This is a genomic window from Halosolutus sp. YCN4, assembly GCF_059736495.1.
Map to the genome: position 1 here is coordinate 653,910 of NZ_JCASSM010000001.1, position 26,060 is coordinate 679,969.

The 26,060-nt window shown below is 66.3% G+C and carries 28 protein-coding genes; 14 read left to right on the forward strand and 14 right to left on the reverse strand.

The features are described from left to right. Positions 1 to 11: 11 nt before the first annotated feature. Positions 12 to 263, reverse strand: a complete 252-nt coding sequence (locus tag AC6I6X_RS03315) for an MTH865 family protein (RefSeq protein WP_497929076.1) — start codon at positions 261 to 263, stop codon at positions 12 to 14. 206 nt (positions 264 to 469) lie between these two features. Here AC6I6X_RS03315 and AC6I6X_RS03320 point away from each other — a divergent pair, with 206 nt between their 5' ends. Then, a complete protein-coding gene (locus AC6I6X_RS03320; RefSeq protein WP_497929077.1) occupies positions 470 to 859 on the forward strand; it encodes a ribbon-helix-helix domain-containing protein in 390 nt (129 codons plus the stop codon). Positions 860 to 871: 12 nt separating this feature from the next. Here AC6I6X_RS03320 and AC6I6X_RS03325 read toward each other — a convergent pair whose 3' ends face one another. From AC6I6X_RS03325 to AC6I6X_RS03340, 4 genes are all read right to left on the reverse strand, one after another. Beyond that, a complete protein-coding gene (locus AC6I6X_RS03325) occupies positions 872 to 2,476 on the reverse strand; it encodes a cobyric acid synthase (RefSeq protein ID WP_497929078.1) in 1,605 nt (534 codons plus the stop codon). Positions 2,477 to 2,571: 95 nt separating this feature from the next. Then, positions 2,572 to 4,014 (reverse strand): hypothetical protein, encoded by a 1,443-nt coding sequence (locus AC6I6X_RS03330; RefSeq protein WP_497929079.1) that lies wholly within the window; start codon positions 4,012 to 4,014, stop codon positions 2,572 to 2,574. Then, entirely contained in the window at positions 4,011 to 4,757 is a 747-nt protein-coding gene (locus AC6I6X_RS03335; protein ID WP_497929080.1) for an ABC transporter ATP-binding protein, read from the reverse strand. Before AC6I6X_RS03335 ends, AC6I6X_RS03330 begins: the two co-directional genes overlap by 4 nt. Before the next feature lie 153 nt (positions 4,758 to 4,910). Then, positions 4,911 to 5,600, reverse strand: a complete 690-nt coding sequence (locus AC6I6X_RS03340; protein WP_497929081.1) for a cob(I)yrinic acid a,c-diamide adenosyltransferase — start codon at positions 5,598 to 5,600, stop codon at positions 4,911 to 4,913. A gap of 126 nt (positions 5,601 to 5,726) precedes the next feature. On the opposite strand from AC6I6X_RS03340, the gene AC6I6X_RS03345 reads away from it, so the two are divergent. Continuing rightward, entirely contained in the window at positions 5,727 to 6,089 is a 363-nt protein-coding gene (locus AC6I6X_RS03345) for a helix-turn-helix domain-containing protein (protein ID WP_497929082.1), read from the forward strand. Between the two features lie 72 nt (positions 6,090 to 6,161). Then, positions 6,162 to 6,692 (forward strand): peptide-methionine (S)-S-oxide reductase MsrA, encoded by a 531-nt coding sequence (gene msrA, locus AC6I6X_RS03350; RefSeq protein WP_497929083.1) that lies wholly within the window; start codon positions 6,162 to 6,164, stop codon positions 6,690 to 6,692. A 30-nt stretch (positions 6,693 to 6,722) separates the two neighbouring features. Here the strand turns inward: msrA and AC6I6X_RS03355 are convergent, their stop codons facing one another. After that, positions 6,723 to 7,385 carry a 2,5-diamino-6-(ribosylamino)-4(3H)-pyrimidinone 5'-phosphate reductase gene (locus tag AC6I6X_RS03355; protein ID WP_497929084.1) on the reverse strand — a complete coding sequence of 221 codons (663 nt, stop codon included), beginning with the start codon at positions 7,383 to 7,385 and terminating at the stop codon, positions 6,723 to 6,725. Positions 7,386 to 7,475: 90 nt separating this feature from the next. Further along, positions 7,476 to 8,333 carry an alpha/beta fold hydrolase gene (locus AC6I6X_RS03360; protein WP_497929085.1) on the reverse strand — a complete coding sequence of 286 codons (858 nt, stop codon included), beginning with the start codon at positions 8,331 to 8,333 and terminating at the stop codon, positions 7,476 to 7,478. A 116-nt stretch (positions 8,334 to 8,449) separates the two neighbouring features. Between AC6I6X_RS03360 and AC6I6X_RS03365 the strand changes: the two genes are divergently transcribed. The 4 genes from AC6I6X_RS03365 (at position 8,450) to AC6I6X_RS03380 (ending at position 12,917) form a co-directional block, all read left to right on the forward strand. Next, positions 8,450 to 9,724, forward strand: a complete 1,275-nt coding sequence (locus AC6I6X_RS03365) for a Single-stranded DNA binding protein (RefSeq protein WP_497929086.1) — start codon at positions 8,450 to 8,452, stop codon at positions 9,722 to 9,724. Further along, positions 9,721 to 11,496 carry an RPA family protein gene (locus tag AC6I6X_RS03370; RefSeq protein WP_497929087.1) on the forward strand — a complete coding sequence of 592 codons (1,776 nt, stop codon included), beginning with the start codon at positions 9,721 to 9,723 and terminating at the stop codon, positions 11,494 to 11,496. Before AC6I6X_RS03365 ends, AC6I6X_RS03370 begins: the two co-directional genes overlap by 4 nt. Positions 11,497 to 11,501: 5 nt before the next feature. Continuing rightward, on the forward strand, positions 11,502 to 12,302 hold the full coding sequence (locus AC6I6X_RS03375) for a metallophosphoesterase (protein ID WP_497929088.1): 801 nt from the start codon (positions 11,502 to 11,504) through the stop codon (positions 12,300 to 12,302). 144 nt (positions 12,303 to 12,446) lie between these two features. Continuing rightward, entirely contained in the window at positions 12,447 to 12,917 is a 471-nt protein-coding gene (locus AC6I6X_RS03380; protein WP_497929089.1) for a molybdopterin-dependent oxidoreductase, read from the forward strand. 55 nt (positions 12,918 to 12,972) lie between these two features. Here AC6I6X_RS03380 and AC6I6X_RS03385 read toward each other — a convergent pair whose 3' ends face one another. Then, positions 12,973 to 13,302, reverse strand: a complete 330-nt coding sequence (locus tag AC6I6X_RS03385) for a hypothetical protein (RefSeq protein WP_497929090.1) — start codon at positions 13,300 to 13,302, stop codon at positions 12,973 to 12,975. Positions 13,303 to 13,534: 232 nt separating this feature from the next. Between AC6I6X_RS03385 and AC6I6X_RS03390 the strand changes: the two genes are divergently transcribed. Then, complete coding sequence (locus tag AC6I6X_RS03390) at positions 13,535 to 13,777, forward strand: helix-turn-helix domain-containing protein (RefSeq protein WP_497929091.1); 243 nt, start codon at positions 13,535 to 13,537, stop codon at positions 13,775 to 13,777. 60 nt (positions 13,778 to 13,837) lie between these two features. Here AC6I6X_RS03390 and glnA read toward each other — a convergent pair whose 3' ends face one another. After that, a complete protein-coding gene (gene glnA / locus AC6I6X_RS03395; protein ID WP_497929092.1) occupies positions 13,838 to 15,193 on the reverse strand; it encodes a type I glutamate--ammonia ligase in 1,356 nt (451 codons plus the stop codon). Between the two features lie 289 nt (positions 15,194 to 15,482). Further along, positions 15,483 to 15,806 carry a DUF8106 domain-containing protein gene (locus AC6I6X_RS03400; RefSeq protein ID WP_497929093.1) on the reverse strand — a complete coding sequence of 108 codons (324 nt, stop codon included), beginning with the start codon at positions 15,804 to 15,806 and terminating at the stop codon, positions 15,483 to 15,485. 214 nt (positions 15,807 to 16,020) lie between these two features. Between AC6I6X_RS03400 and AC6I6X_RS03405 the strand changes: the two genes are divergently transcribed. Further along, on the forward strand, positions 16,021 to 16,788 hold the full coding sequence (locus AC6I6X_RS03405) for a peptidase M10A and M12B matrixin and adamalysin (RefSeq protein ID WP_497929094.1): 768 nt from the start codon (positions 16,021 to 16,023) through the stop codon (positions 16,786 to 16,788). A gap of 248 nt (positions 16,789 to 17,036) precedes the next feature. Here AC6I6X_RS03405 and AC6I6X_RS03410 read toward each other — a convergent pair whose 3' ends face one another. From AC6I6X_RS03410 to AC6I6X_RS03420, 3 genes are all read right to left on the reverse strand, one after another. Then, positions 17,037 to 17,387, reverse strand: a complete 351-nt coding sequence (locus AC6I6X_RS03410) for a winged helix-turn-helix domain-containing protein (protein ID WP_497929095.1) — start codon at positions 17,385 to 17,387, stop codon at positions 17,037 to 17,039. A gap of 261 nt (positions 17,388 to 17,648) precedes the next feature. Continuing rightward, complete coding sequence (otsB, locus tag AC6I6X_RS03415) at positions 17,649 to 18,458, reverse strand: trehalose-phosphatase (RefSeq protein ID WP_497929096.1); 810 nt, start codon at positions 18,456 to 18,458, stop codon at positions 17,649 to 17,651. A gap of 3 nt (positions 18,459 to 18,461) precedes the next feature. Then, a complete protein-coding gene (locus AC6I6X_RS03420; RefSeq protein WP_497929097.1) occupies positions 18,462 to 20,204 on the reverse strand; it encodes an alpha,alpha-trehalose-phosphate synthase (UDP-forming) in 1,743 nt (580 codons plus the stop codon). A 290-nt stretch (positions 20,205 to 20,494) separates the two neighbouring features. Between AC6I6X_RS03420 and AC6I6X_RS03425 the strand changes: the two genes are divergently transcribed. Continuing rightward, positions 20,495 to 21,700 carry a M24 family metallopeptidase gene (locus AC6I6X_RS03425; RefSeq protein WP_497929098.1) on the forward strand — a complete coding sequence of 402 codons (1,206 nt, stop codon included), beginning with the start codon at positions 20,495 to 20,497 and terminating at the stop codon, positions 21,698 to 21,700. A gap of 642 nt (positions 21,701 to 22,342) precedes the next feature. Here AC6I6X_RS03425 and AC6I6X_RS03430 read toward each other — a convergent pair. Further along, positions 22,343 to 23,473, reverse strand: a complete 1,131-nt coding sequence (locus tag AC6I6X_RS03430; protein WP_497929099.1) for an iron transporter — start codon at positions 23,471 to 23,473, stop codon at positions 22,343 to 22,345. Positions 23,474 to 23,627: 154 nt separating this feature from the next. Here AC6I6X_RS03430 and AC6I6X_RS03435 point away from each other — a divergent pair, with 154 nt between their 5' ends. The 4 genes from AC6I6X_RS03435 (at position 23,628) to AC6I6X_RS03450 (ending at position 25,994) form a co-directional block, all read left to right on the forward strand. After that, positions 23,628 to 24,431, forward strand: a complete 804-nt coding sequence (locus AC6I6X_RS03435; RefSeq protein WP_497929100.1) for an SCO family protein — start codon at positions 23,628 to 23,630, stop codon at positions 24,429 to 24,431. 1 nt (position 24,432) lies between these two features. After that, positions 24,433 to 25,026 carry a TlpA family protein disulfide reductase gene (locus tag AC6I6X_RS03440; RefSeq protein WP_497929101.1) on the forward strand — a complete coding sequence of 198 codons (594 nt, stop codon included), beginning with the start codon at positions 24,433 to 24,435 and terminating at the stop codon, positions 25,024 to 25,026. A 62-nt stretch (positions 25,027 to 25,088) separates the two neighbouring features. Then, positions 25,089 to 25,763, forward strand: coding sequence for a cytochrome C biogenesis protein (locus AC6I6X_RS03445; protein WP_497929642.1), 675 nt, complete (start codon positions 25,089 to 25,091; stop codon positions 25,761 to 25,763). Positions 25,764 to 25,862: 99 nt separating this feature from the next. Beyond that, on the forward strand, positions 25,863 to 25,994 hold the full coding sequence (locus AC6I6X_RS03450) for a hypothetical protein (protein ID WP_497929102.1): 132 nt from the start codon (positions 25,863 to 25,865) through the stop codon (positions 25,992 to 25,994). Positions 25,995 to 26,060: the final 66 nt, after the last annotated feature.

Sequence of the window (26,060 nt, forward strand, 5' to 3'; positions counted from 1 at the left end):
AGAAGCGGTGCCTAGATTTCGCCCTGTTCTTTCAGGTCCTCGATGATGTCGTCGACGAACGTCTCGGGGTCGTCGTACGGGAAGTCGCCACCGGACGTCTTGGTGTTGAGTTCCATCGCGGTGATCGAGTAATCACCGGATTCGAACTTCGTTCCCGGCCCGTTCGGCAGTGCCGGAACGAGGTCCATCGGACTCGAGATGGGGTAGTCTGCGCCTTCGAACGCGTCGATCATCTGCTCGCGGAGTTCGGATTCGTCTGGCATTGCGTGTCACCGTTGTGCCCGATAAATAATAAATTTGCAGGTAGTTGCGGTCCCGTGCGCAGTTAGCCGGATGGGGACTCTAACCGGTTTCGAGTCCGTTATTCGTCATCTCGGCGACCAGTTCGCCGGTCGATTCGCGACGGGAAGAGACGAGGAATGACACGTCGCCGAAACAATAATGTGCCAGTAGCGTCAATTTGGATGACATGGCGAAGGATACCGTCCGGTACCCGGACGACGTCGTCGAGCAGATCGACGCGCTCGTCGAAGACGGTATGTTCGAGAGCAAATCCGAGTTCTATCGGTTCTCCGCGGAGTACGTACTGACGCTGATCAACTCCGATCACGAGGTCAAGACTTTCAACTTCGACGAGATTAAGGCCGAACTCGACATCAGCGAGGAGGACCACGCGAAAGCACTGGGTACCGACGGTGGCACCTTCTTCCTCGACGCCGTCATCACGGTCCGGAAACAGGGGCTCCGGGGCAACTACGAGGCCGCAGAACGGTTCATCGACACTCACTACGACGCGACCGACCAGGAGTGTATCATCCTCGAGGAACTGCTCGGGACCTACCGGGACGGCCCGACCTGACGAGTCGACGTATTACTGGTTCGAGAGGCCAAGCGCACCGAGATCGACGTTCTCACCGACGAGCGACGCCGCCCGATCGAACGGCGATTCGGCCGCGCCCCGCGCGTCGCCGTCGCCGGACACGTCCGTCGGCCGATCGATCCCCGCCGACGCGGCGACGGCGTCGAGGAAGGCCGTTCGGACGTTCGCGTTGTCGAAGACGCCGTGGAGATAGGTACCGAGGACGGTTTCCGCCGCGGCGCTGGAGTCGCCGAGCGGCCGATCGACGGGATCGATCGCCGTCGTCCGGCCCGCGTGGATCTCGTACCCCGAGGCGGTCCCGTCGGCACCGGCTAGGAGCGGGGACGCCGATCCGTCGACGGGGACCGTCGTCTGCTCGAGGTGTTTGTCGCCCTGGAAGCGCGTCTCGACGGGCAGGAGGCCGAATCCCGCTACCGTGTCGTCAGGCCCCGTTCCGACGGCGTCGTCCGTCTCGGTTCCGACGTCGCCACCGGTGCCCTCGAGAGACGCGTTCGCGATCCGGTTACCCAGCATCTGGTAGCCGCCACAGAGGCCCACGATCGGGCCGTCGAACGCCGCGAGCGCGTCGTCGTACCCGGCCGCCCGGAGCGCGAGCAGGTCGTCGACGGTGTTTTTCGTCCCCGGGAGGACGACCGCGTCCGCGTTCGCGAGTCGATCGGCCGGATCACCGCCGTCGGGGCCGACCGGCACGTACGCCACCGAAACGCCGGGTTCGGCCACGAGGGCCTCGATGTCCGTCGCGTTCGAGATGCGGGGCAGTCGCGGGACCGCGATCGTCACGCGGCGATCGGCTGGAACGCCGTCGTCGTCGCCGATCACGGCTCGCTCATCTGTCGCGGGGAGTCCGACGCTGTCCTCTTCGGGCAGGCCGGGGTCGTCGTACGGGAGGACGCCGAGGATCGGGACGCCGGTCCGGGATTCGATGTCCGCGATCCCCGACTCGAGAAGCGATGGGTCGCCGCGGAACTTGGTGATGACCGCGCCGACGATCCGCTCCCGGACGTCGTCGGGAAGCAGTTCGATCGTCCCGTAGAGGCTGGCGAACGCGCCGCCGCGTTCGATGTCGACCAGCAGGAGGATCTCGGCGTCCGCGAACCGGGCCAGTTCGACGTTCGCGAGGTCCCGATCGTGGAGGTTGATCTCGGCGATGCTGCCCGCGCCCTCGGCGACGATCACGTCGTGATCGGCCGCCAGCCGCCGGTAGGACGCTTCGGCCGCCGCTCGCGCGTCGGTCCAGTACTCCTCGTAGTAGGTGCCGGGCGGGACGTGCTCGTGGGCCCGTCCCTGGACGACGAGCTGACTCTCTCCCTCGCCGCGGGGCTTGAGCAGGACCGGGTTGCAATCGGTCGTCGGCGTCAGCCGCGCGGCGCGGGCCTGGACGAACTGGGAGACCCCGATCTCGCCCCACCGATCGCCGGCGTCGTCCGACGCTACCGCGTCCGGGCGGACGACGACCCGGGCGTTGTTACTCATGTTCTGTGCTTTGAACGGGGCGACCGAGACGTCCCGATCGGTCAGGAGACGACAGAGGCCGGCGGCGACCGTCGACTTGCCGACGTGACTCGCCGTCCCGGCGACGAGGAGGGTCCGTGTCATCCGCGTGCGCGCTACTCGCACGTCCGGAGATATCGTCCTATCGGTTCGACGTCCGTGAGACGCCTCGCGGTGACGCCGGATCGGACGGCCGATTCTCACCCCTGCCGATACCGCCGCTCCCAGCGCGGACCCGCGCGACTCGACAGCACCCATCCGATCGTCCCGACCCCGACCCCCGAGAGCGCGAGCGCGGCCCCGATCGGAGGCGTGGGTGGAACGACCACGAACCCCACCACGAGCGTCGGGACGAGCGGGACGGCCACGCCGACGGTGAACAGCGAGAACCGGACGGCGTCGAACAGGAACTCGTTCGGGTCGAAGCCGGCGAGAAAGACCGTGAGACCGTAGTAGTACACCGCGTAGCCCGCGAGCAGGATCGCGCCGACGGCGGCGTCGACGATCGTCGCCTCGAACCAGACGACGGCCGCGAGGTAGGGACCGGCGACGGCCGGGCCGCCGACGAGGACGAACGCGACGCGTTTCGCCCGGAACACGTCCGCGACGGAGACGGGATAGGCGAGGTACGATTCGACGGTGTCGAACTGGGTCAGCCAGTTGTACGTCGTGAACGCCGACAGGCCGAGCACGCCCCCGAAGAAGATCCCGGACGCGGGTTCGACGCCGGTGATCGAGTCGACGACGCCGACCAGCGCGGCGACGAGCGCGAGCAGAATTCCGGCCGAGACGACCGGCTTCCAGACGCCGCCGGACGATCGGGCCAGGTCGAGCAGGGTCTTCCTGACCAGCGGATCGGCCGCGACGCGCCGGTCGTCCGCCCGGGCGAACCGATCGCTGGCAGTGCGAGCGGGACGGCCGTACGTCGGATCGTAGGCCGCGAGTGCAGCAGTCGCGACGACCAGCGTCGTGATCGCGAGCGCACCGCCGATCGCCGGCGAGCCGAGCGGCACGAGGAGGGCCGAGATCACGTGGGCCAGGACCGTAAGCCACGCGGCGACGACCGCGCCGCCGATCGCGGCCACGATCGTCCACGCCGGAACGCCCCGCGTCCGGCAGGCGATCAGCGCGACGGTGACGGCCATCCCCGCGGCGAAGACGATCGAGAGGGATAGCCACAGCGCAAGGACAGAGAGCGGCGTCGCCGCTGTCGTCCCGAGCAGCGGCCCGGCCGCGATCGCCATCGGGAGAACGAACACGACGCCGTAGAAGAGCGCGTCTTTCAGCAGGAAGAGCGCGAGCAGGTGCCGCCGGCCGATCGGGAGCGTCGTCGACGACGAGAGGACGAGCGAGAGATCCCCGAAGACGTTCTCCAGCATGTCGGAGCCGACGAAGCCGGCCGTCCCGCTGTAGAGTCCGAACCCGAGCGCGAGGACGTGCAGGCCGGCCACGACCGTCGATCTCGCCGTCCCGTTCGCGAGGAGCGCGACCCCGCCGAGTCCGGCCAGGACGGCGACCACGACTGGGAAGAGCACGAACCGCCAGCCGCCGAACAGCCGAGTGTGGAGTCGCCACTCTTCGCGGGCGAGGACGCGAAACAGCGTCCAGCTGAACCGCCACGACGGGGTTGTCGATCGGCTCATACTGGTTTCCGCGTGGGGAGGTCTCGAGCCGCCTCGTCGGTGACCCGATCGAGGAACAGTTCCAGGAGCGACGGGTCACCGGCCCCGTCGAGCGATCGCTCGGCGACGAGCCGGCCGTCGGCGACGATTCCGACCCGCGTACAGATCTCTTCGGCCACGTCGATGTCGTGGGTCGAGACGAAGACCGCGTTGTCCTCGGCCGCGTAGGCGACGAGGAACTCCTTGACCTGCTCCTGGACGAGCGGATCGAGGTTCGCGAGCGGTTCGTCGATGAAGACGACGTCGGGTTCGTGGACGAACGCCTGGGCGATCATCACCTTCTGTTGCTGGCCCCGCGAGAGGTCGGTGGTGAGCGTGTCGAGTTTGCTCCGGAAGCCGAGTCGTTCCGCCCACAGGTCGGTCCGTTCGGCCACCCGGTCCGGGTCGAGGTCGCGGACCTCGCCGACGAACTCGAGGTACTCCCGCGGCGTGAGGAAACTCGGCGGCGACCCCTGTTCCGGAAGGATGCCCACCCGACGGCGCGTTTCGATCGGTTCGGCCGCCGGATCGGTATCGAGCACCCGGACCGCCCCGTCGTCCGGTTCGATCTGGCCGGTCAGGATCCGGATCGTCGAGGTCTTTCCGGCCCCGTTGGGACCGAGAAAGCCGAACAGTTCGCCCCGCTCGATCGCGAACGACAGTCCGTTCAGCGCGTCCACGGAGCCGTAGGACTTCCGCAGCCCCGTCGCGTTGACGACACCCATCAGTGATCGCGACTTTCGATCGATCTGTAATAACTGTGCTGGCGGTCGATCGGGTTCCGGTACGGGGAGTCCGGGAGAGTCGTCGGCCGACGTCGATGGCGCACGCCTCGATCGGCATCCGAGCGTCGCCCCCGCCGATCGCTCGACGGCCCGTCAGAATTCGGTTCCCCGTCGCGCCCGCTGCCCCTCGTCGATCGGGTGTTTCACCTTGCGGACGTTCGTGATCAGGTCGGCCGCTTCCGAGAGATAGTCGGGTTCGGCGTGGCTCCCCGAGAGGACGAGTTCGAGTCCGTCGGGTTTCGCGTCGATCAGGTCGAGCACGTCGGCCTCGCCGACGAGTCCCCGATCGGCGGCGTACAGTATCTCGTCGAGCACGAGCATGTGCATCCCGGCCTCCGGATCGGCGTCGAGCGGGATCGGTTCGTCGAGGTCGGCCGTCCGGGCCGCCGCGAGCAATTCCTGGGCGCGCTCGAGGCCGGCCTGGGCCTCCGCCTCGTGATCCGCCTCGTCGGTTCCGTCGGCCATCCCGTGCCAGCCGTAGTGGCCGACGTTCTCGTAACTGATCCCCGGCAGGGCCGCGATCGCGTTGTACTCGCCGCGCACGGCGTCGACGCTCGACGCGCCGCCTTTCATGAACTGGAGCAGGTGCACGCGGTAGCCGTGGCCGGCCGCCCGCATCCCCAGCCCCAGCGTCGCCGTCGTCTTCCCCTTGCCGTCGCCCCACCACACCTGGACGAGGCCGAACTCCGCTGGGGCAGCCGGTTCGATCGGTTCCGCCTCGGGCGATCGACCCTCGCCGGGCGTGTCGGCGACCCCCGATTCCGGTGACTGGTCCTCGCTCATACGGGAGTCGTCGAACCCGCCGTATTTGTAGCTACGGCATCGACGACAGCCCGCTCGAGTTTGCACGTGCTACCATACCACAATCAAACGTGTCTTTAGGCTCCGGTCCTAACGTTGTCGCGTCCGATGCCACTCGAGTTCTCCGCGTCCGACGAAGCGCCTCCGTTCCGTGACGTCATCACCGTCCTGGACGACGAGGACTGTCGGACGATCATCTCCGTGCTCGACGAACCGATGACGGTGCCGGAGATTGCCGAGGCAGCGGATCTCCCCCTCTCGTCGACCTATCGCAAACTCGATCTCCTGACCGAAGCACAACTCGCGAGCGAGACCACCGGCGTTCGACACGGTCGCCATCACAAGTCACGGTACATCGTGGACTTCGATCGCATCTCGGTCGATCTCGACGACGAACTGGAGTTTCGCGTCGACATCGATCGTTCGAATCCCGCTCTCGGCCTCTGGTCCGACGTGACGCAGGAGTTCTGACGCGCCGGACCACCGGCCGTTCGAAGGCCGATTCACGTTACATACATACGACACGGTGCCCTATCGGATCGTATGAGCGAGAGCGCGACGTTCGGCGGCGGGTGCTTCTGGTGTATCGAGGCGGCGTTCAAGGAACTCGACGGCGTCGAGTCCGTCACGTCCGGCTACGCCGGCGGCCACACCGACGATCCATCCTACCGGGAGGTCTGTTCCGGGACGACCGGCCACGCCGAGGTCGTCCGCGTAACCTACGATCCGGAAGCGATCGGGTACGACGACCTCCTGGAAGTGTTCTTCGCGGTTCACGACCCGACACAGCTCAACCGGCAGGGGCCCGACGTCGGCACGCAGTACCGATCGATCGTGCTCTACGAGTCGGACACCCAGCGCGAGCAGGCCGAGGCGTACGTCGAGGCGCTCGACGAGGAGTACGACGACGACGTCGTCACCGAACTGGAACCGCTGGAGACCTTCTACCGCGCCGAAGAGAAACACCAGGACTACTTCGAGAAGAACCCCCAGGACGCCTACTGCCGGATGCACGCCGCGCCGAAGGTCGAGAAAGTCCGCGAGAAGTTCGACGCGAAACTCGAGCAGGCCTGACACGGCGGCTGTCCGTCAGGTCCTGTCGCTCTAAGTCTCTACCTGCCACGTCAACAGCGCACCGTCGTCGAGTCGATCGACCGACTCGAGTTCGAGCGTGGGGAACTCCTCGACGAAGCCGTCGCCGTCGGCCAGCGTGGGCGCGTCGCGACCGCCGATCACCGTCGGCCCGACGAACACCCGGAGTTCGTCGACCAGACCCGCCGCGAACAGCGAGAAGATGATTTCGCCGCCGCCCTCGACCATGACCCGATCGAGCCCCTGGTCCTCCAGCGCGGCGAACGCCCGCAGAAGGTCGACCCGATCGTCCCCCGCAGTGACCAGCGTCGCGTGATCGGCGAGGGCCGCGCGCCGATCGACCGGCGCGGCCTCGGTCACGCAGACGTAGGTGGGTGCCGCGTCGTCGAGAATCGCGGCGTCGGGCGGCGTTCGCGCGGTCGAGTCGACGACGACGCGGGCCGGGTTGGCCGATCGACCCGCCTCGCGGCGCTTCGCCCGGAGGGTGTCGTCTTTCACTGTCAGGTGCGGATCGTCGGCGAGGACGGTGCCGACGCCGACGACGACGGCGTCGCTGTCGGCCCGGAGTCGATCGACCCGGGCGAAGTCCTCGTCGCCGCTGATGGCGATCTGCTCGCGGCGACGCGAGGAGAGTTTGCCGTCCGCGCTCGTGGCGGCGTTGACGACGACGTGCATATACCCACACTGGGAGCGTGGGCCTAAAGAAGACACCGAGGCCGGGGCGGCCGGGACCGCGATCGATAGCGGTTCGGGTCGCGATCGAACTCAGACATCGATCCGGCAGTAGGCCGCCGCACACGAGACGCTCGCGGATCGATTGTGGCTCGATCGGGAGGACGATCCAGCCTCGTCGACGAACCACGGGACGATCACGTCGGCCAGTCGATCGTGGGCCGTGTCGTACTCGAGGCCGCTCGATTCGTCGCCGGACTGTCCCCGGTAGCTCCCGAACTGCGAGTGATTCAGCGGGAGTTCCCGGACCGTCGCGTCCGCGGGGAGATTCCCGCGGTTCGCATCGTACGCGTCGCGATCGAGGACCGTATCCGCGCTCCCGGTCACGCTCAGGACGTCGAGGTCGGTCCCCGAGACGTCCCTGTCGCAGTACGACGCGAAGAGGACGACGCCGTCGACGTGCTCCGGGTTGGCCGCCGCGTACCGACAGGCCATCGCGCCGCCCAGCGAGTGGCCGCCGACGTACCAGGTCTCGATCGACGATTCCGAGACGTATTTCGAGGCCGCACCCTGGTCGAGGACGGCGAGGTTCAGCGGCATCTTCGGAACGACGACGGTCGCGTCGCCCTCGCTGGCGAGCGGTGCGAGCGAGGCGAGGTAGGCGTCCGGGTGGATGCGCCCGCCCGGGTAGAAGACGAGGCCGACCGCCGAATCGCCCCCTGCCGTCGAACCGTCTTCGGTCGCCACATCGCCCGACGGTTCGAGGACGTAGGTTTCGCCCCGCTGCGTGACCGTCACGTCCGGATTCTCCTGCACGCTCGCGATACTGGCGTCCGTCCCGTGATACGGCGTTCCGAAGTAGACCACCGCGCCCGCGACGGCGACGATCCCGAGAGCGACGAGCCAGACCACCAGTCGCTTGGCCTGGCTCCGGAGGCGATCGCGATTCATCGTCGGGCGTTCGCACCACCCGGACAAAGGTCCTCGTCAGACGCGTCCACGGATCTCCGCTTCACTTCCGCCGCGCTGCGGGAACGCTTTTTAAGCCCCCGGACGAATCCCCGGTGATGGAACTCGATGATCATGCCGAGGATCTCGCCTCCGACCTCGGTGTCGACAAAGAGGAGGTCAAAGCAGACCTGCAGAACCTGGTGGAGTACAGCGTCCCGATCGACGAGGCCAAAGGAAGCCTGCGCCGGAAGTACGGCGACGGGGACGGTGGCGGGAGCGCCACGCCGTCCGCGAAAGACGTCGGCGAGATCACGCCCGACGACAGCAACGTGACCGTCACCGGCGTGGTCCTCACCGCGGGCGAGCGATCGATCCGCTACCAGGGCGACGATCACGTCATCGTCGAGGGGCGACTCGCCGACGAGACGGGCGTCATCGACTACACCGCGTGGGAGGACTTCGGCCTCTCGCCCGGCGACACGATCACCGCGGGTAACGCTGGCGTCCGCGAGTGGGACGGCGATCCGGAACTCAACCTCGGCGAGAGCACGTCGCTGTCGTTCGTCGAGGAGTCGATCGACGTCCCCTACGAGATCGGCGGTGAGGCGCAACTGGCCGACCTCCAGACGGGCGATCGCGCCGTGACCGTCGAGGTCGACGTCGTCGAGTGCGAGCGCCGGACGATCGACGGCCGGGACGGCGAGACGGAGATCCTGAGCGGCGTCTTCGGCGACGAGAGCGGCCGCCTGCCGTTCACGAACTGGGATCCGGCCCCGGCGATCGAGGAGGGCGGCTCCGTCCGCATCGAGAACGCCTACGTCCAGGAGTTCCGCGGGGTCCCCGAGGTCAACGTCTCGGCGTTCTCGACCGTCACCCCGATCGATCGCGAGATCGAGGTCGGCGCGGACGCGACGACGATGGCGATCGGCGAAGCCGTCCGAACCGGCGGCATCTACGACGTCGAACTCGTCGGGAACGTGCTCGCGGTGCGTGACGGGTCAGGGCTGATCCAGCGCTGTCCGGAGTGTTACCGCGTCATCCAGAAGGGGCAGTGTCGCACCCACGGCGACGTCGACGGCGTCGACGACCTGCGCGTGAAGGCGATCTTAGACGACGGCACCGGCACCGTCACCGTCGTCCTCGACGACGAGTTGACCGAGCAGGTCTACGACGGCACCCTGGAAGACGCTCTCGAGCAGGCCCGCGAGGCGATGGATCAGGAGGTCGTCGCGGACACGATCCGCGAGCGCATCGTCGGCCGCGAGTACCGCGTCCGGGGCCACCTCTCGGTCGACGAGTACGGTGCGAACCTCGACGCCGAGTCCTTCGCGGAGAGCGACGACGATCCGGCGGCCCGTGCGACGGCCTTCCTCGAGGAGGTGGACGCATGAGCGCGAGCGACGACGGCGACGAGATTCCGGGCCGCGAGATCGCCTACCGGGTCTTCGCCGCGGAGTACGACGACGCAGACCTGTCCTACGCGGAGAGCGACGAGGAACGCGCGCCGAACTACGTGATCACACCGACCGGGGCGCGTCTCAACCGCCTGTTCGCGGTCGGGACGCTCACCGAGGTGACGTCGGTCAACGACGAGATGGTTCGGGCCCGGGTCGTCGACCCGACCGGCGCGTTCGTCGTCTACGCCGGGCAGTACCAGCCCGACGCGCTGGCCACCCTCGAACGGCTCGACCCGCCGGCGTTCGTCGCCGTGACGGGGAAGGCACGGACCTTCCAGCCGGAGGATTCGGACCAGGTGTACACCTCGATCCGGCCAGAGACCATCGCGACGATCGACGCGGACACCCGCGATCGCTGGGTCGTCAGCGCCGCCGAACGGACCCTCGAGCGCATCGGCACCTTCGCCGCCGCGGCGCAGAGCGACGCCAGCGGCGAGGCGCTCGAACGCGCCCTCGAGCAGGCCGGCGTGGAGAACGGGTTCGTGTCCGGCCTCCCGATCGCGCTGGATCACTACGGAACCACGGCCGACTACCTCGCGGCCCTGCGCGACCGCGCAGTCGAGGCCGTCGAGGTCGTCGCTGACGAGCGAGAGCAGGTCAGTCCACTCGACATCGCCCCCCAGGGAACGAGCGCCGACGGCGAGGCCTCGTTCGCCGACCTCGCGTCCCTCGCCGACGTCGACCTCTCTGCGATCGACTCGATCGAGACCGACGCGGCCGACGCAGACGTAGCGATCGGCGCCGCAGGAGCCGAGTCGACCGCCGGGGCCGACACGGGGACCGAGCCAGAATCGACCGGGACGGACGACGTCGGAACCGGCTCCGCCGCCGGAACGGCAAGTGCGCGAGTGGAGTCGGACGAGCGCACCGGGAGCGCCGACGCGAGCGCAACGTCCGAGTCCGACGCCGACGACGAGGCGACGGTGACGGCGAGCACGTCGGGAACAGCCGTCGAGGCGGAAAGCGGTACGTCGGAGGTTGATACGACCACGGAGCCGGAGACAGCCACGGAGACGGACGCGACCGCGGAGACGGGCTCGGACGCTGAATCGGACGACCTCGGGGACTTCGACGCCGGCGGCTCGACCGCGGGCGAGAGCGAAATCGACGCCGAATCGGACGGCGACGAGGAGGCGATCGGCGTCGACGACGACGACCTCGGGGACTTCGACGCCGGCGACGAAATGTACGAGATGGACCAGGAGGAGCGCGAGCAGATCGAGGAGGAGTTCGGTACCGAGTTCACGACGGGCGCGGACGTCGAGGACCCCGGCGAGTCGGACATCGACGTCCCCGCGACCGACGAGGTCGCAGACGACGCCGACCAGCGCGAGGCCGGTGAAGCGGCGTCCGACACCGCGCCGATGGACGACGGTTCCGACGACACCGCGGACTCGGCCGACGAGACTGCTGACGCAGCCGACGAGACGGACGAAGATGCGGTCGAACGCGCGGACGGCGCGGACGAGGATACGGACACCGACGAGGACGCGGACCAACCCGCCGGAGACGTCGACCTCGAGGCGTACGTCGTCGACACGATGACGGAACTGGACGACGGAGACGGTGCCGATCGGACGACCCTCGTCGAGACGGTCGCCGACGAGACCGGCGCCGACGAGAGCGAGGTCGAAGACGCCATCCAGGACGCGCTGATGGGCGGCCAGTGTTACGAACCCGACGACGAGACGCTGAAGCCGATCTGACGGCGATGGCCGACGACTCGCGTCGATCGACGCCGGCCCACGTCGAGCCCGTTCCCGGGGAACCGGCCGCGACCGCGACGATCGCGGGGGAGCGAACCCTGCTGGTCGCCGACTACCACGCCGGCTACGAGGCCGGACTCCGCTACGAGCGCGGCGTCGACGTACCGAGCCACGCCCCCGACCGACGCGAGCGGCTGCTGAGGCTCGTCGAGCGACTCGCCCCGTCGCGCCTCGTCGTCCTCGGCGATCTCATGCACTCGATCGGCGATCCGGGCGGTGCCGAACGCGGCGAACTCGAGGTCCTGTTCGAACGCCTCCCGGACGCGATCGACGTCACCGTGGTGAAGGGGAACCACGACGGCGGGATCGAGGACTGGCTCGGGGACGCGACCGTCGTCCCGGGCGAGGGAATCGCGCTGGGCGACGTCGGAATCTGTCACGGCCACACTTGGCCCGCCCCGGCGGTCCTCGAGTGCGAGGTCGTCTGTATCGGCCACGAACATCCATGCGTCCGTCTCGAGGACGAGATCGGCGGCAGCCGCGTCGAGCGGGCGTGGCTCCGCGGACGACTCGATCCGTCCGTCTTCAGGGATCGATCGGCCTACGACGGCCTGTCGTGGCTCGCGGAGGACGGCCCGGAACCGCCGCGACTGGTCGTCGTGCCCGCGTTCAACGACCTCGTCGGCGGCACGTGGATCAACGTCTCCGGGCAGTCCTTTCTCGCGCCGTTTCTCCCGGACGGCCTGGCCGACGGCGAGGCCTATCTGCTCGACGGGACGCGCCTCGGCCCGTACCGATCGGTCTGACGGCCGACCCGACTGGACCGGTCGCGGACGCGAACCCACTCACTGGGAATCGAGGGTAGGCATTAGGAGCGTCGCGTTCGATCGTTGACTACACGCGGGCCAGTACGCTCTGGCCGGGGACGCACCGGCGGCCGAACGACGACCATGACCGAAAACGACCACCAGCAACTCGTCGCGGCGCTCGCCTCGCCGATCCGAATCGTCGGCGAGCGGTGCGTGACCGTCTCCCCCGACGAACTCGTCGATCTCCCGATTCGCAGTCGCGAGGTCGAAATCGTCTGTGACTCCGGCGATCGACACACCGACCGCTGGCAGGGTGTCCCGGTCCTCGACCTGCTCGAGCGTGTCTCGGTTCCGGCGGAGACGACCCACCTCCTCGTCGAATCCGCTGACGACTACCGCGTCTGCGTCGATATCGAGGCCGCGCTCGATGGGGTCGTCGCCGTCGCCAGAAACGGCACCCCGCTTGCCGACGCCTCGGAATACGAATCACGGTTCGTCTCGGACGCGACGCGGGGACCGCGCACGGTGAAAGACGTCAGGCGGATCGAACCCCGATCGCTCGCCCCCGGCGAGGATCCGGACGCGTACGAACGGTTCGACGCGAACGATTGACCGATCCTGCGACGTGAGCGACCGCATTCCGGTCGTCTCACAGCCGATGGGCACGTCACCGCGTGACGGCCTTCGATCGGATTTCGTCGTCCTCGCGCCACTGGTAGTAGTAGTACGTCGTGCCGGCGACTTCCTCCACCGAGACGGTCGCCGTGTCGGGAACGCCGCTGGGGACGGGCACGTCAGCGGGGCTGCCAGCGTCGTCGGCCGGTCGCCTTGCATCCGATTCGCGCTCGTCCCTGCGCTCGGCCCACGAGGCGAGGCCGTCGACGTACGCCGCGACGGACCGGATCGTCTCGCCGTCTTCGTCCCCGAGCGCCGCGAGAAATGCGCGGAGATCCTCGTCCAGGTCGTCCGGCGGAATCGGTCGATCGTCTGCGTCCATACTGGGTACGATTGGAACGACGACGATAAAACTCCGTTCGTTGCGTCCCGTCGACCGGAGCAACCGGTTTCGGTGGAGTGGAATCGATCTCATCGGTTCGCAACATGTGGTCGACTGACAGCACGTGACGATCGCTGAGTGGTACCACAGCTCATATTAATTCACCGTATGCGTCTTAAACCCAACCGGGTCGAAGAGTTATATATCGGAACGTGGTGCTACAGACCGACTCATGATAACTGAACAACACCACAAGCGACTCGCTCCGGAACGGGTCGAACCGGTGCCGGACGACCTCGACTCCGCACAGGCGAAACTCGTCTACCTCTATCTCGCGGCGACGGGTGGAACGACCGTCGAAGACCTGAGTCGGACGCTGGCGATGAAGAAAATCACCGTCCTGAGCCTACTCAACACCCTCTCGAGCGGCGGCTACGTTACACAACGCGACGAGACGTACGTCGTCACCGAGTGATCGATCGGCAACCGGCCAGCGAGAACGGCCGCGACGACCCAGTGCGGAGACCGCGACCGATCAGAACGTCTCGAGGTACCGATCGAGTTCCCACTGGGAGACGTCGACGAGGTACTCCTCGAACTCCTGGCGCTTGGCCTCGACGAACTTGGGCGCGACGTGGTCGCCGAGCGCCTCGTAGACGGTCTCGTCCTCCTCGAGCGCGTCGACGGCCGCGCCGAGGTTCGAGGGGAGCGTGTCGATGCCGTACTCCTGGCGTTTCTGCTCGTCGAACTCGTAGATGTTCTCGCGAACCGGGTCGGGAGCCTCGAGGTCCCGCTCGATGCCGTCCAGACCGGCGTGGATCATCGCCGCGAACGCCAGGTACGGGTTACAGGACGGGTCGGGTGAGCGAAGTTCGATCCGCGATGCGGCGGGGACGCGGGCCGCGGGCTTGCGGATCAGCGCCGAGCGGTTGCGATCGGACCACGCCACGTAGACGGGGGCCTCGTAGCCCGGGACGAGTCGTTTGTAGCTGTTGACCGTCGGGTTCGCGACGGCCGTGATCGCGGGCGCGTGTTCGAGGATGCCCGCGAGGAACGAGTGGGCGGTCTCGCTCAGGTTGAACTCGTCGTCCTCGTCGTGGAAGGCGTTCTCGCCGTCCTCGGTCAGCAGCGAGAGGTGGGTGTGCATCCCCGAGCCGTTGATCTTCGGGATCGGCTTGGGCATGAACGTCGCGTGGAGGTCGTGTTCGGCCGCGATGGCGCGGACGACGGTACGGAACGTGCCGACGTTGTCCGCCGTCGTGAGCGCGTCGTCGTACTCGAAGTTGATCTCGTACTGACCGCGAGCGACCTCGTGGTGGCTGGCCTCGATCTCGAAGCCCATGTCCTCCAGCCCGTAGATCATGTCCCGACGGACGTCGCTCGCGAGGTCTTTCGGTGCGAGGTCGAAGTAGCCGCCGTGGTCCGCGGTTTTCGTCGTCGCGCGGCCCTCCTCGTCCTCCTCGAACATGAAGAACTCGGGTTCTGGGGCCGCACTGACCGTATAGCCGAGGTCGTCCGCGCGCTCGAGCGCCTGCTTGAGCACGTAGCGGGGATCGCCTTCGAACGGTTCGCCCGTCGAGGTGTCGTAGACGTCACAGATCATCCGCGCCGCCGCGCTGTCCTCGGTGCGTCTCCACGGGAGGATCGCGAACGTCTCCGGGTCGGGCACGAGACGCATGTCCGATTCCTGGATGCGCACGAAGCCCTCGATCGAGGAGCCGTCGAAGTAGATTCCCTCCGTGAAGGCCTTCTCGGCCTGACGTGACGGCACCGAGACGTTCTTGACCGTCCCCAGGATGTCGGTGAACTGGAGCCGGAGGAAGTCGACGTCCTCGTCTTCGATTCGTTCGATCACGTCCTCTTCTACCGAAGTCAGGTTCCCATCTGTCATCTTCTACTCGACCCGAACAACGATGTCCATTATTAAAGCTTTGCTGTTGTGGGCGAATATCCTCCATATGGCGAATGAGATGGACATTCGTGGTATAATTTTGGTGGTTAAGACGCCCTGTGGTTGACGACGTGAGACGATCCGGGTTCAAACTGGACAATGATCCGCTGTCCGTAGCGAAGGCTGCCCGCGAACTGTCTCGAGGACGCCCAGAGAATCCGAACGATCGAGGAAATGTATCACTCGGGTCGATCTGCTGGATCGACCCTATCGATTCCGCTCAGTCATCCTATCGATTCCGCCCGGTCAGGTGCGTCAACGCACGCACACCGTGCAGACTCGCGTCGACGCTTGCTCGCCAGACGTCGATCGATCGCCAGGCGACACGTCCCCACACCGTCGCGGGCACCGCGTGGTGGTCGGCCTCGCCCGATCGCGGGCGCCGCGTAATCGGCGTCCCACACACCGGACAGGCGTACTCGACGCTCCCCGTCCGCACGCGCCGAGTCCAGTCACCGTCGATCGCGTTCGCGTGGTTACACTCCGGGCAGTACAGCGTCGACTTCCGTCGAACTGGTCCCGTTTCGCGACCGTGTGTCGTGGGCCGAATCATCGTCCGGGCTACGGTGGCGACCCGTAAAGACCCTGTCCAGCACGATTTTTCGTCCAGAACGCCCGGCCAGGGTGACTGAATCCGCGGCCGCGACGGCGTCGGTCCGGTATCGGGCAGTTCCGGAACCGATCGGATACGATGGGTTCGCGAGGGTATATAAAGTCGACACAGATTAACCAGCACGGTTACCACACCCTGCTCGGAACCCGCGATCGTGAACCGCCGGGCCTTCCTGGGGACTCTCGGTACCGTCGCGTCGCTCGGGACGATCGGGTACGCGACCCGAGACGCCGACGATCGACTCGAGGTACGCGTGTGGCTCACGGAGCGCGCTGCGGAGTACGACGCGGTCACGACCCGTATCCGAGACTATCTCGGCCGGATTCTCGACCTCGATCGCTGGTCGCTCGACCTCTCGTTCGGGGGTGTCGTCCCCGTCTCGACAGAGGACGGCGCGCGCGTCACCAACCGGGGCGAGTGGCCCCGCGCCGTCGCCGCCGGCGCGATCGGCCGGCGCGACATCGAGCCAGCGGCCGACGTCAATCTGCTCCTCACCGACGGCCAGATGGAGGACGCACCGACGGGGTACGGCGTCCCCCACGTCGCGTCGGTCGGTGGGGCCAGGTACATCGCCACGCTTCCGCCGTTCGACGAGTTGCTCGCCTCGATGTCCGCGGGCGAACGCTCCCGGAAGATCGTCCCGAACACGACGTCGACCCGGACGATCCAGGTAGTCGTCCACGAGATCGGTCACGCGCTCGGACTCACGCACGAGCACGGCGTCGCCTACCGGTACGGCGACTCGATCGTGACGTCGCCGATGCTCAGCAGTTACGCGTGGTCTCCAGACTACGACGGCGACGAGTCCGCGTGTGGCACGAGCTATCCCGATCCGGACGGACTCGACCGGAAGCTCAGCCTCGTGTTTTCGACGTGCACGAAGCGGGCGCTGACGGAGTACGACGGTAGTCTCACCGCCTGAGTACGGGCCCCTCGGCAAATCGTGCGGGACGATCGGGATCGACAGCCACGGGCGTGTCGACTCCCACGCGGCTCGTGGTTGTGTCCCGGCGACGCGTACTCCGCTACGATCGTCCCGAGAACGCGTACACGCCGCTGGTGACGTCGCTACTTCGCTTCGGGAGCCGTTACGCTATCGGATACCCTCGACCTGTCCTCGAGAAAGTCGTCCGGTACGACGGGACCGCCCCATCGATCGGGCCGAGTCCGTTATTCGTCGTCGTTTCCGTCGCTGTCTCCGCGCGCAAAATTGACTTGCTGGTCGCCCTCCGCCGACGCACTGGCGTCGGGACCCTCGATAAGCGATTCGAAGTCGTCAGCGTCGTCGTATTGATCGCGGTAGACGAGAGCCGCTTTCCCCATCGACGTGATCTCGTAGAGTCCGGAGCGCTCCGCAGGCCCGATCTTGGTGACCAGGCCGTAGTCCTCGAGGACCGGCAGTCTGGTGTTGATGTTCTTTCGGCTCTTGCCCGTATGCTCGGCCAGATTCGTTGCCACGTTCCGCCCCTTGTCCTCGAGTTCCTCGAGGATCAAGAAGTCAGTCGGCTGACGTAATTTCACGTTCAGTCACGCCCCTACTCCCCCATATTTCCAGCGGCGACTAATTCTTTCGAATCAGTTCCTTGGATTTGGAATGGTGATCGGTTCCAGAATAGTTGTATTTGTTATATTTTGTCCGGCGGATCCACATCGTAGAAGTACGCCGAATCGACGACCGCGACGATCGGGACGATCGGATCGACGAGCACGATACCCGGGACGAGGGTGCGACGACCACGGTAATCGGTACGAACGGATCGACGAACTCGCCGATCGATCCGACTACCGGTCGAGCAGTTCGACGCCGGTCGACTCGAACCACTCGAGCACCGTCGCGACAGCGTCGGGAGACCCGACTCGCAGAGACGCGGCCGACGGCTCGTCACCGCCGACGCGGATCCCGAATCCGCTCGATTCGACGGCCCGAAACGCCGATTCGTCGGTGACGTCGTCGCCGACGTAGACCGACACCGTCTCGCCGGGGACGTCCGCCTCGATCAGTTCCACCGCGTTCCCCTTCCCCCACGGAATCGCCGGTCCAATCTCGAGGATGCACTTCCCGGGGGAGAGCGCGATTTCGTCCCCGCCGAACCGATCGACGATCGCTCGCGTCCATCGACGAACGACGGGTCGGACGGCTTCCGGAACCGATCGCAGGTGTACCGTGCCCGTCAGTCGCTTGTTCTCGATGCGACAGTTCGGAATCGTCCCGACGGTCCGCTCCAGGAGCGAACAGAGCCGCGCGATTCTGGTGGCCCGGTTCCGGGCGACCGGGTGAACGGCGATCGATCCGTCGCGCTCGAGTTCGAGGCCGTGATTCCCCGCGTAAACGTCCGGCCCGTCGACGCGTTCCCGGACGTCCGGGAGTGCGCGGCCGCTCACGACGGCCGTCGTGACGCGTGGCTCGGCCGCGAGCGTCGCCACCGCAGCCTCGTTCGCCGGCGTCGCGCTGGCGGCGTCGGGTTCCACGACGATGGGGGCGAGCGTCCCGTCGAAGTCCAGACAGAGTACCAGCCGCGAGGCGTTCCGGACGGCCCGGCGCACTCGCTCGGTACCCTCATCGAACGGGATCGGTGGCGTCTGGGTCGCCATTCGTCAGACCGGGGGCGTCCGCTCGCGTGGATTGCGGTCGTGATCGGATCCGGGGCCACTGCCGCCCGTTCTGCCGTGGACGCGCCTGATCCAGTCGAACTGCGTTCGCATCCACGACTCGATATCGGCGTCGAACACCCGCGCGCGAAGAGTGTTCATTCGTCGCTGTCGTTCGTACGACGGCATCGTGAGCGCGCGTTCTAGCTGATCCGCGAACTGGGCCGTATCAGTCGGGTCGATCGACAGCGCGTGGCTCCCGAGGCGATCGTGGGCCCCGGTCCGATCGCTCAACACCAGGCAACTGTCGGCGTCGACGCTCGCCGCCACGAACTCCTGTGAGACCAGATTCATCCCGTCGAGCAGAGGGCTCACGACCATCACGTCCGCGTGCCGGTAATACGCCGCGAGCGTCTCGGCGTCCAGGTACTCCTCGGTGTAGACGATCGGCTGCCACCCGTCCCGTTCGAAGCGGCGATTGATCCGTTCGACCTCGCTTCTGACCAGTTCCCCGTGGCGTTCGTAGGACCCGATCTCCGTCCGGGACGGCGTCGCCTTCTGGACGAACGTGAATTCGCCCCGCCAGGACGGATTGCGTTCGAAGAACCGCTCGATCGCCGCCAGCCGTTCCGGGATCCCTTTCGTGTAATCGAGCCGATCGACCCCGAGGCCGAGCGCGGTGCCACGGGGAATGTCGAGCGACTCGAGCAGGGCCGATCGATCGAGATCGGCTGCGAGGGCGTCGTCGGCATAGGACTGGGCATCCACGCCCATCGGCGTCGCCACGACCTGCGTCGTCCTCCCGCCGTGGTGGACGGATCGAGCCCCCCAGTCGACGGTGGCCTCGGGGAGGTATCGATCGACGCTCTCGAGAAAGTTATCGACGTACCAATCGACGTGAAACCCGAGCAGATCGTTGCCGAGCAGCCCCTCGAGCAGTCGTCGCCCGGCCGGACAGTACCGGAACGTTTCCGCTGACGGCCACGGGACGTGCCAGAACTGGGCGACGGTCGCCGATGCCGGGACGCCCGCCCGGATCGTGCGTGGCGCGAGCGCGAAGTGATAGTCCTGGATCCAGATCACCGCGTCTTCCGTCGCGTGCTCGATCGTCGCGTTCGCGAACCGCTCGTTGACGGTCCGGTACCACTCGAAGTCGTTCGATCGATCCTCGACCAGATCGAGGAACTCGTGACACAGCGGCCAGAGGACGCGATTACTGAACCCGCGATAGTAGGAGTCGACCGCTTCGTCGGAAAGCTGGATTCGACGAAGGGTGTAGGCCTCCTCGCCGGGCGGGACGGCCACGCAGTGTTGCTCGTCGGTCACCGCGAAGTCCGCGTCGCCGTCGCCCCACGCGATCCACGTCCCGTTAGTCTGCTGGACGACCGGGTCGAGGCCCGAGGTAAGTCCCCCGGTCGGTTCGTCGACCGAAATCGATCGCTCCCCGGGTGTCCGTTCGACGGTCCCCTCGGGACGCGGGACGGCCCCGGTATTCGATCGTGAGTCCGCGGCCCTCGATCGTGAGTCGGCGCTCGAGCCATCCGTGTCGTCCGTTTCGGCGTTCGAATCACCCATTTCAGCGTCCGAATCGTACGAGTGGCGGTATGGCTGCCGGTTCGAGACGACGATCAACGTTCCCGGACAGGACGATCCGTCGGCCTCCGTCTCCGTCGTTCGGCCGTTTCCATCGGATCGCAATTGTCGGTTATACACAGTCGTCGACGACACGTACTCCTCGGGAACTCGCATTCGCTACGTCAAGACAGCCTCGTCACCGGTTGATTCGTCGCCTGCAACCGCATGGAGATTTAATACCCCCCTTCTAGTAGTCAGCCGCACGATACCGTTCGGATTCGGCGACCATTCCGATCGGCCGATCGAGTCGGTGAGTACCGAGGACCGACTGGAGAGCTACAACTACCGGCCGGAATTTCCGAATACTGACCGTGGATAGACGAACACCGGCAGTGGAACCCTGTGTTTCGAGGGACGACCCTCGATCGCGAAACGTTCTTTTCTCGAACGGTCGAACGCGACATATGAGTTCCCCTCCGAGTTCCGTCCTCGAAACGCGAGTCAGTGCCCTCCAGCACCGACTCGATGCGGTGGACGCCGACCTCGCGGTCTGTGTCCCCGGGCCGAACTTGACCTACCTCACCGGGTTCGACGAATCGCCGTCGGAACGACACCTTCTCCTGTTCGTCCCGAGAACGGGTGCGCCGACACTCCTCGCGCCGGCGATGTACGAGCACCAGCTCCGTGCGTGTCCGATCGACGACCTGCGACTGTGGGACGACGAGGAGGATCCGCTGGCAGTCCTCGCGACCGTCGTTTCGGACCTCGCCGTGGCCGACGACATCGCGTCCGCTGACTCGACGGAATCGACGCCGGACGAGGGTCCCACGGTCCTCGTGGACGATCGCATGTGGGCGACGTTCACCCAGGACCTCCGTGACGTACTGCCGACTGCGACGTTCGACCTCGTGAGTACCGCGATCGAGGACCTACGGATTCGAAAGGACGAGACCGAACTCGACGCACTTCGTCGCGCCGCGTCGATCGCCGATCGGGTGTCCATCGAGATACGCGCGCGCGGGACCGACCTGATCGGGACGACCGAGGCGGCGTTGGCGACCGAAATCGAGTCCTTCCTCGAATCCGCCGGCGGCGACGGGACGTCGTTTGCCACCATCGTCGCGTCGGGACCGAACGCCGCACTGCCCCATCACCACAGCGGTTCGCGTGAAATCGAGGCCGGCGATCCGATCGTCGTCGACTTCGGGACGTACGTGGACGCGAACGGTGACAACGAACTGGGACGGTATCCCAGCGACCAGACCAGGACGTTCGTCGTCGGCGATCCGTCCCAGAAGTACGAGCGCGTCCACGAAGTCGTTCGTGAAGCACAGTCGGCCGCGATCGAGACCATCGAACCGGGGGTCACGGCCGGGGCGGTCGATCGGGCCGCCCGGTCGGTCATCGAGGCGGCCGGCTACGGGGAGGCGTTCGTCCACCGGACCGGGCACGGCGTCGGCCTCGAGGTCCACGAACCGCCGTACATCGTGGCGGACAGCGATCGGGAACTCGAACCCGGGATGGTGTTCAGCGTCGAACCCGGGATCTACCTGCCAGAGGAGTTCGGCGTCAGGATCGAGGACCTGGTCGTCGTGACCGACGCGGGCGTCGAGCGATTGAACGAGTCGCCACGAGGGTGGGAGAGTGGGGATCGAATGCGAGGCGATTGAGAGTGGGGATCGGATGCGAGATTATCCCGCTCTAACTGTCTACTCCCTGGCGCAGGACTCAATAGTAGTAGAGTTCCAGTTCGTGGCCGCAGTTTCCACAGGTAGCCTCCTTTCCCTGTAAACGGCTGGAATCGTCTGCGCCCCCGATCCCGGGGCCGGGAGGGACGGTCGTGGAAACGTCAGTATCGCACTCCGGGCATCCGATCGTCATCCCTGATTGGTTCGCACGAGACATGACCCGCACGTTGTCGACGTCACCCATTAGTTATACTAATCGTACGACGTTACTTGGGTTCGGTTTCCACTGTTCACGTGTTCTATGAGAAGATTTATTCGCTCCGATCGGCCTGAACAGTGCCACCACTGGGTGCGGGTCAGTTCAACTGCTCGGGGCTATAGTAGCAACTGAAAGTCAATGCGCACCTGATCGCAGGACGGCTTTGCGATCAGTGTGTAAATCGTTTCAGTTGCTACTATAACTGGATGCCGGCTGTTTCAACCGATCGTCGGCCAATGTCGAAGAGCGACCCCCGAGCGCACTGGTCGATCGGTCGGCGTCCGTTCCCCGGAGCACCGAACCTGAACGATTACACCGAATCCGTGCGATCCACTCAACCGAGCGACTACACCGACTACGCGCGATTACACCAGGTACGTGACGTCTTCGAAGTCGAAAAATGCCGTTTCGTAACCGTCGTGGCGCGACACCTGCGGCGGGGTGTCGATCGAAATCGTGATCTCGTCGCCCGACTCGAGTCGATCGAGCCCCGTCCCGTAGTGGTGTCCGAACTCGTCGTCGAGCGTCTCGTTGAGCGGTCCCTCGTGGACGACTGTCCCCTCGCGTTCGATCGCGACGGACAGCGAGGTGAACGGCAGGATAACGTCGTTGTACGGCGTTCGGGGGCAGACTGCCAGCGACGTCGAGCCGTCGGAATACCGATCGTCGTCGGCGACGACGGCGGAAATCTTCGCATCTCCGCTTCGCTCGGTGCCGAGCACGTCGCCGGGAAGGTCGTCGATCGGCGGTCCCCGCGACGTCGGTGCGGGGCCGACGTCGTGATCGGTGCCCGATCCGGTATCGTCGTGATCGGTATGGGCCCCGGATTCGTGGTCGTCGTGCTCCATCAGGGGGAGTGCATCTCGCGTCCCCCGTCGCTCTTCGTCGATCAGTTCGACGTCGATGTCGTGAACGTCCGACTCCGCGTACTCGAAGTCGACCGCGAGCGTCGCGGTCGTGTCGAGACGCCCCTCGAACGCGCCGGTCCGGTCCGCGTCGACGGGTCCGACCCGGGCACGAACCGTGTACGATCCCTCGCCCGGCAACGGAACGTTGTCCCCGTAGTGAAACCCCATTCGCTGGGCGAGCATCGGCCACGGCGAGTTCCCGACGCCGTCGATCGGGTCGCCGTCCCGGAGGATCTCGTACTGGACGTTCACCGGAAGGACGGTGTCCGTCTCGCGATCCCAGACGGTGAGCATCAGGTGGAGGCTGTCGTCCGGGTCGACGTCGACGAGACTGCCCCCTTCGCCCGGGATCCAGAATCGGTGTGGAATCGTGTACGTTACCTCGATGGCGACGTCGCCGTCGGCCGCCCGTCCGTACGTGTCCATCATCTCCCTGCCAGCGGGGAGGTAGACGGCGTCGGGTCGATCCTCGACGATCGGCGGGTTCGCCCAGGCCGACTGTTCTTCGAAGCCGAGGCGTTCGAGACAGCCGGCGGTTGCGACACCGCCAGCGACGGCCGTTCCACGGAGAAAGCCCCGACGATTCATTGTCGATGGATTGGCAGTGCCCGAAAAAACCGCTGTCGGTTCGATCGTCGAAAACGATACGAAATCGCCTGACAGTTCGATGGTCGAACGTGAGACACGGGCGTTCGTCGATCGAACCAACGACCATTTGGCGCTCCCATCCGTGGGGTGAACTATGGAACGGCGGACCTATCTACGCTCACTCGGGGTCGCAGGCCTCGCCGGCGTCGCCGGCTGTCTCGACGATGGACTCGCTGGAATCGGTTCGAACGACGGGACGGTCCTCGATCCGCCCGAGATGAACCGCGGCGATCCGTCACATCCGATCCACGGCGAGGAGTTCCCGTCGTTTTCGCTTCCCGATCCGATCACCGGCGAGATGGTGTCGCGGGACGATTTCGTCGGCGAAAAGTCGTTCGTGATGACGTACTTCTACTCGTCCTGCCCGGACGGTGCCTGTCCGGCCCTGCTCTTGCGGCTGCGGCGGATCCAGGAGGACGCCGCGGAACGGGGGTACGAGGACGACGTCGGTCTCCTCGCGGTGACGTTCGATCCCGAACGGGATACGGGGGAGACCTTAGAGCAGTACGCCGTCGAACAGGGCGTCGACCTCGACGCTGGAAACTGGCACTTCCTTCGGCCCGAGGACGAGGACGAGGCCAGAGCGGTCATCTACGAGGATTTCGGAATGCGGTACGAACGCGTCGACGACATGGACGAACTCGAGGACGGGACCCACGACGAGAACGGCGGAGACGCGAACGGGAACGAAAGCGAGCAGGGATCCCACGGAAACGAGACCGGAAGCGACCACGAGGAACACGATCACGGCGAGTACATGTTCACCCACTACAACCTGATCACCCTCGTCAACGAGGACGGGATCGTCGAACGCGCCTATCCGAACGCGATCGGCGATCGCGAGGACGTCAGTATCGAGACGATCGTCGAGGACACGCGAACGGTGGTGACCGACTGAGATGCGACGGCGAGAGGCCCTCGCGGGGATCGCCAGCGGGGGTGTTATCGTCGCGGGGAGTGCGATCGCCGTTCTCGGACTTCCCTCGGGCGAGGACTTGCCCGGCGAGTTCGGATCGTCCGAAGACGGATCGTACGAGGTGTCCGACGACCCGCTCGCGATCGAGACCGTCGACGCGCCGGGAAGCGAGGCCGGGGAGGTGGTCGTGCCGTCGCCGGATCGTGCCACGTTCGTCGACATCTTCGGCACCTGGTGTCCGCCGTGTATCGAGCAAATGCCGGCACTCGCCGAGGCACACGATCGGATCGGCGACGAGGTGCTGTTCATCTCGGTCACGAACGAATCGGTCGGCGAAGATCGCGCGATCACCGAGGCCGAACTCGTCGACTGGTGGGACGAACACGGCGGGAACTGGACGCTCGGCCTCGATCCCCGGGCGGAACTGACGGAGCGGTACCTGGAAGGTGGCTACCCCACGGCTGCGGCCATCGACGCTACGGGGACGGTCCAGTGGGCAGATTCTGGTGTCAAGTCGGCGGACGAACTCGTCGCCGGAATCGAGCAGGCACTCGCCGCCGGGGAGGACGGAACATGATCGCGGCGGTTTCGGGACCGCAGATCCTGGCGAGTCTGGCATCGGTCCCCGACGCGGCGTTGTTGACCTCGGACGCGGCACTGCTAACGACGCTCGTATTCGCGCTCACGGCGGGCGTTGCGACCTTCTTCTCTCCCTGTGCGTTCCCGCTGTTACCCGGGTACGTCGGCTTCTACGTGAGCCAGACGGAGGGCGACGACGCGTCGCTCGGCGGCGCCGTCAGTCGCGGCCTCGTCGCGGGCGTGGGCGTTCTCGCCACGTTCGTCGCCCTGGTCGGGGCGGCCTACTGGGTCGGTCACACGACGCTGTCGAACGTGGTCGTGTTCGAACCGATCGTCGGGGCCGTGCTCGTCGTCCTCGGCGTGGTCGTCGTCCTCGATCGCGCGCCGACGCTGTCCGTTCGCCTCCCGAAGCGGCGATCGAACGTCCTCGGGTTCGGGATCTTCGGCGCTGGCTACGCGCTCGCGGCGGCCGGCTGTGTCGCGCCGCTTTTCGTCGGCGTGGTGGGGCGGGCGCTGTCGTATCCGCCGGCGGAAGCGGCGCTCGTCGTCGGCACGTACGTCGGGATCGTCGTCCTGCTCATGGCGTCGCTGACGGTCGCGACCGGCATGGGACTGGTCGCTGGTGGCCGGTTCGTTGCCCACAGCAAGACGATCAAGCGGATCGCCGGCGCCGTGATGATCGTCGCCGGCCTGGGGCAGTTGTACCTCGCTATCTTCGTGCTCGACGTGCTCTGAATACGCGACGCGCCGTGCCCCATCGGCTCACGTCGTTCACCGTGCTCCCAACGCCTGTTGGTGGATCGTTTACGGACCGCCGTCGGGACTAGCGCATTCGTGAGACGTGAACGGTGCCCGAACTGTCTGGAGCGGTGCGGGCAGGAAGTCGATCGAGCAGTTACCGATGCCGGACTCGAGCGGGCGTTCGAGTGCGAGAACTGCGGCAACGCCTGGACGGTGGTCTTCTGAGATGCGATCGGCACCGGTTCGTTCGGGACAGGGCAGGGCCGGTTCGGCCGGCAGGGGCAGGTCCGG

Coding starts and splice junctions, on each gene's coding strand:
- AC6I6X_RS03320 (WP_497929077.1), top strand. CDS start 470: ATGGCGAAGGATACCGTCCGGTACCCGGACGACGTCGTCGAGCAGATC.
- AC6I6X_RS03370 (WP_497929087.1), top strand. CDS start 9,721: ATGAGCGCGAGCGACGACGGCGACGAGATTCCGGGCCGCGAGATCGCC.
- AC6I6X_RS03440 (WP_497929101.1), top strand. CDS start 24,433: ATGCGACGGCGAGAGGCCCTCGCGGGGATCGCCAGCGGGGGTGTTATC.
- AC6I6X_RS03340 (WP_497929081.1), bottom strand. CDS start 5,600: ATGAGCGAGGACCAGTCACCGGAATCGGGGGTCGCCGACACGCCCGGC.
- AC6I6X_RS03355 (WP_497929084.1), bottom strand. CDS start 7,385: ATGCACGTCGTCGTCAACGCCGCCACGAGCGCGGACGGCAAACTCTCC.
- AC6I6X_RS03435 (WP_497929100.1), top strand. CDS start 23,628: ATGGAACGGCGGACCTATCTACGCTCACTCGGGGTCGCAGGCCTCGCC.
- glnA (WP_497929092.1), bottom strand. CDS start 15,193: ATGACAGATGGGAACCTGACTTCGGTAGAAGAGGACGTGATCGAACGA.
- AC6I6X_RS03360 (WP_497929085.1), bottom strand. CDS start 8,333: ATGAATCGCGATCGCCTCCGGAGCCAGGCCAAGCGACTGGTGGTCTGG.
- AC6I6X_RS03330 (WP_497929079.1), bottom strand. CDS start 4,014: ATGAGCCGATCGACAACCCCGTCGTGGCGGTTCAGCTGGACGCTGTTT.
- AC6I6X_RS03430 (WP_497929099.1), bottom strand. CDS start 23,473: ATGAATCGTCGGGGCTTTCTCCGTGGAACGGCCGTCGCTGGCGGTGTC.
- msrA (WP_497929083.1), top strand. CDS start 6,162: ATGAGCGAGAGCGCGACGTTCGGCGGCGGGTGCTTCTGGTGTATCGAG.
- AC6I6X_RS03335 (WP_497929080.1), bottom strand. CDS start 4,757: ATGGGTGTCGTCAACGCGACGGGGCTGCGGAAGTCCTACGGCTCCGTG.
- AC6I6X_RS03420 (WP_497929097.1), bottom strand. CDS start 20,204: ATGCGAGTTCCCGAGGAGTACGTGTCGTCGACGACTGTGTATAACCGA.
- AC6I6X_RS03375 (WP_497929088.1), top strand. CDS start 11,502: ATGGCCGACGACTCGCGTCGATCGACGCCGGCCCACGTCGAGCCCGTT.
- AC6I6X_RS03345 (WP_497929082.1), top strand. CDS start 5,727: ATGCCACTCGAGTTCTCCGCGTCCGACGAAGCGCCTCCGTTCCGTGAC.
- AC6I6X_RS03315 (WP_497929076.1), bottom strand. CDS start 263: ATGCCAGACGAATCCGAACTCCGCGAGCAGATGATCGACGCGTTCGAA.
- AC6I6X_RS03400 (WP_497929093.1), bottom strand. CDS start 15,806: ATGATTCGGCCCACGACACACGGTCGCGAAACGGGACCAGTTCGACGG.
- AC6I6X_RS03425 (WP_497929098.1), top strand. CDS start 20,495: ATGAGTTCCCCTCCGAGTTCCGTCCTCGAAACGCGAGTCAGTGCCCTC.
- AC6I6X_RS03385 (WP_497929090.1), bottom strand. CDS start 13,302: ATGGACGCAGACGATCGACCGATTCCGCCGGACGACCTGGACGAGGAT.
- AC6I6X_RS03325 (WP_497929078.1), bottom strand. CDS start 2,476: ATGACACGGACCCTCCTCGTCGCCGGGACGGCGAGTCACGTCGGCAAG.
- AC6I6X_RS03365 (WP_497929086.1), top strand. CDS start 8,450: ATGGAACTCGATGATCATGCCGAGGATCTCGCCTCCGACCTCGGTGTC.
- AC6I6X_RS03390 (WP_497929091.1), top strand. CDS start 13,535: ATGATAACTGAACAACACCACAAGCGACTCGCTCCGGAACGGGTCGAA.
- AC6I6X_RS03380 (WP_497929089.1), top strand. CDS start 12,447: ATGACCGAAAACGACCACCAGCAACTCGTCGCGGCGCTCGCCTCGCCG.
- otsB (WP_497929096.1), bottom strand. CDS start 18,458: ATGGCGACCCAGACGCCACCGATCCCGTTCGATGAGGGTACCGAGCGA.